Genomic DNA, 1,670 nt, shown 5'->3' on the forward strand with positions numbered 1-1,670 from the left:
CCACCCTCGCCCGGCACTCCCCGCCCCGGCCGACCCGTGCCGGACCGTCGAAATTATGCGTATTCAGTTGCCGTCCGTTGCGAGCGTACGCCGTGACGTCGATTAAATCGCCGTTGGTCGCAAACTCGCAATGCAACCGCCACAGGTTATCCGGCAGTCCGTGCGCTGGCCACTTCGCCTTAAACGCCTCTATTTCGTTGCGGTACAACGTCGCGCCTTTGTCGCCTCGCATAGCCGTTACTCCTGACCGGCGCGGCGCGCGATGCAGAACGAAAACCGCAGTTTCCCGGCCTTAAAGAACCAAATCCCGCCAACCTTACGGGCTGTAGCCTTGCTGTGCAACATGCTGTAGACGTCCGCCGCAGCCATGACGGCAAAGGGACCGGCACCTAACAGGACTGCTAATTGCTCGTATGCGTTCATTGCTCTAGCTCCTCACTTCGGGTTGGTATTCAGTGCCTCGGCTAGCGTGACGTCCGCCGCGCCGCCGAAAATCTCGTTTCCGTTCGGATCATGCCAGACGGCATACCAGACGGGTTCGCACGGTTCGGCGTATAGCTGCCCCTTGTATGCGAAGACATGGCAATGTGTGCCGCCTTCTAAAACCTTTTCCCATACGATGATATTGCCGCCCATACTTACAGGCTTGAACCCGTAGTCTGCTAACAGCGTCTTAATGGCCGTGCCGTATTCCTGTTCGTATGTCATTGCGTCCCCCTTATCGCAGGATAGCGGCGGTACGAAGCGCCGCGCATATCGCGGCATGAATGGCCCGCGCATTGTGTACGCTAAGGCTCCGCCCGTTGCGTTCAATGTGCGCCGACGTATGGCCGGGATAGACCAAGACGTCAAACTTGCGCCCGTCGTCTAGCGTGGCGGTAAACCATATACCGCGCGTTTCGACGCGTTCCCGGCTCCGGCCGATATACTGGACCGCGCGTTTCGACGCGTTCCCGGCTCCGGCCGATATACTGGACCGCGACGGAAAGCGGTACGGTTGCCTTAGCGTCCGTGTCATGCGCCGCTTTCAAAGCTGCCAGCGCCTTCCCGTACTTCGCTTCAATCTTAGCCATTTTGCTAGCTCCTCTTGTTACAATGGCCCGTTGCCATCCTGTAGACACATTTAAGGCCATCCCATGCCAATGTCAACGCCCCTTAGCATTATTTCTAACAGTGCTAACTGCGCCACGGTTTGAGGGGTGCATTTAGGGCGTGTCTGAGGGGTACAGAAACGCCTATTGCGGCGCTTAGTTTATACCCCCCTAAAGGGGGGTATAACTTGCCCGCAAAGTGCGAGGGGACGAACAGGGCTATTCGGGGGCAGGATTAGCAGCGGTCGATCTGCCAGCCCAGCCAGCAAAGGACTATGCGTCCTAGTCGCTATCAGTTCGTCAGCCGAAAAGGCCATCTCCTCCGCTTAGCACGCATGCGTGATTAGCAAGGGTGCATCTAGCACCGCCGCTAGCTTGGCGCACGCATAATGCTAGCAGTCCTGCCAAGTCCACGACACGCAACAGCCTATGGCTATGCGTCCTTTGCGCCACATAGCATGCACAGTGCTAAGCGGGCTGGGCGGCGCTGCGTCCTGGCTGCTAAATGTCAAAAGTGCTAAGGGGGAGGGTCCAGCGAATCGGCGAGCATGCGCTGGTCATCGGTCAGCGAAAAATCCA

Annotated in this window: 3 protein-coding genes; all 3 read right to left on the reverse strand. The window is 58.0% G+C overall.

Translation table 11 applies throughout. The annotated features are described in order from the left end of the window. Window positions 1–232, reverse strand: a 232-nt coding sequence (locus ACK4TH_RS11675; protein WP_409626669.1) for a hypothetical protein, incomplete at its 3' end; no start/stop codon positions are given. A 5-nt stretch (window positions 233–237) separates the two neighbouring features. Then, window positions 238–423, reverse strand: a complete 186-nt coding sequence (locus ACK4TH_RS11680; protein WP_409626671.1) for a hypothetical protein — start codon at window positions 421–423, stop codon at window positions 238–240. A 12-nt stretch (window positions 424–435) separates the two neighbouring features. Beyond that, window positions 436–708, reverse strand: a complete 273-nt coding sequence (locus ACK4TH_RS11685) for a hypothetical protein (protein ID WP_409626673.1) — start codon at window positions 706–708, stop codon at window positions 436–438. Window positions 709–1,670: the final 962 nt, after the last annotated feature.

The organism is Tepidimonas sp. (assembly GCF_046292505.1).
Lineage (GTDB): Bacteria > Pseudomonadota > Gammaproteobacteria > Burkholderiales > Burkholderiaceae_C > Tepidimonas.

Coding starts and splice junctions, on each gene's coding strand:
- ACK4TH_RS11680 (WP_409626671.1), bottom strand. CDS start 423: ATGAACGCATACGAGCAATTAGCAGTCCTGTTAGGTGCCGGTCCCTTT.
- ACK4TH_RS11685 (WP_409626673.1), bottom strand. CDS start 708: ATGACATACGAACAGGAATACGGCACGGCCATTAAGACGCTGTTAGCA.